The sequence below is a fragment of the Streptomyces sp. NPDC048392 genome, assembly GCF_043200575.1.
Lineage (GTDB): Bacteria > Actinomycetota > Actinomycetes > Streptomycetales > Streptomycetaceae > Streptomyces.
Genome location: NZ_JBICYB010000103.1, coordinates 1 through 1,327 on the forward strand (window position 1 = coordinate 1; position 1,327 = coordinate 1,327).

Genomic DNA, 1,327 nt, shown 5'->3' on the forward strand with positions numbered 1-1,327 from the left:
TGAGGTTCCCCCGCAGTGCGGGAGTGGCTGACTAGCTGGTCAGAGCGGGTTGACGTGGTTTCAGGTTCACTTGTTCGGTCGCTGCCTGGTCGGCGTAGTGCTTCTCCTCGTACTCGATCGGGCTGAGGTAGCCGAGCCGTTTCTGGATGCGGCGGGGGTTATAGAAACCGTCGATGTACTCGAAGAGTGCGAGGGTCGCTTCGGCCCTGGTGGCGAAGATGCGGCCGCGGATGCATTCGGTCTTGATGACCATCCACAGGTTCTCCGCCAGGGCATTGTCGAACGAGTCCCCGACCGAGCCCATGGACGCCTGGATACCGGCCCTGACCAGGCGTGTTGTGAGCTTCACGGACGTATATTGACAGCCGTGGTCGGCGTGGTGGACGAGCTCGCCGGGGACGGGCTCGCGGCTGGCCAGGGCATACTCGAGCGAAGTGAGGACCAGGTCCGCGTCCGCGCGGGCGGAAGTCTCCCAGGCCACGACCCGGCGGGAGAAGGCGTCGCGGATCGCGGACAGCCACAACGGTCCCTCTTCGGTGGGGATCATGGTCAGGTCGGTGACCCACAGCCGGTTCGGCCCGGCCGCGGTGAAGTCGCGTTGCACCAGATCGGGGGCCGGATCGGCGTTCGGGTCACGTCGGGTGAAGCCTTTGCCCCGGCGGGGGCTGATCCCGGCCAGGCCAGCCTGGCGCATGAGCCGCTCGACGCGCTTGCGGCCGACGTGGACGCCCTCACGTTTGAGGACCGCGTGCACGCGGGGTGAGCCGTAGATCCCGCCGGACTCGTCGTAAACCTGCCGGATCCTGCCCGTCAGCTCGGCGTCTCGGCGGCGCCGTTCGCACGGCTCCTTCTCCGCCTGGCGCCAGCGGTAGTAGGTGGAGGAGGGGATGTTCAGTTCCCGGAGTACGGGCTCGACCCCCAGATGTGGGTGCTCGTCGACGAGCACCGTCACCTGGGCCGGGTCGGGTCGAGCTGGGCCGCGAAAAAAGCCGAGGCCGTCCGCAGGACCTCATTCGTACGCTTGAGCTGGACGTTTTCCTTGCGCAGGGCGGCAAGCTCCTCACGCTCGGCCGTGGTGAGCAGGTCGCCTCGCTCGCCGGCATCGGCCTCGGCCTGGCGGATCCAGTTGCGCAGCGCCTCGTGGTGCACGCCGAGTTCCTCAGCCATGCGGCGGATCACGGGCTTCGGCTCGGAAGCGCGGTACATCCGCACCGCACGCTCACGCAACTCCAGCGGGTACTTCCTCGGGGCAGGCATCGTCAGAGCTCCTCTCATGAGCCCCATCTGACCTCCTGTCACCTCTCCCCGCATCTCGGGGGAACCTCAG

Annotated in this window: 2 protein-coding genes; both read right to left on the minus strand. The window is 67.4% G+C overall.

Annotated features, from left to right (window positions below; translation table 11 throughout):
• Positions 1 to 31: 31 nt before the first annotated feature.
• Positions 32 to 952: an IS3 family transposase gene (locus tag ACGFYH_RS37365; protein ID WP_393807624.1), complete on the minus strand. Its 921-nt coding sequence runs from the start codon at positions 950 to 952 to the stop codon at positions 32 to 34.
• A complete protein-coding gene (locus ACGFYH_RS37370) occupies positions 949 to 1,257 on the minus strand; it encodes a transposase (RefSeq protein ID WP_393807625.1) in 309 nt (102 codons plus the stop codon). The genes ACGFYH_RS37365 and ACGFYH_RS37370 overlap by 4 nt, the downstream gene beginning before the upstream one ends.
• Positions 1,258 to 1,327: the final 70 nt, after the last annotated feature.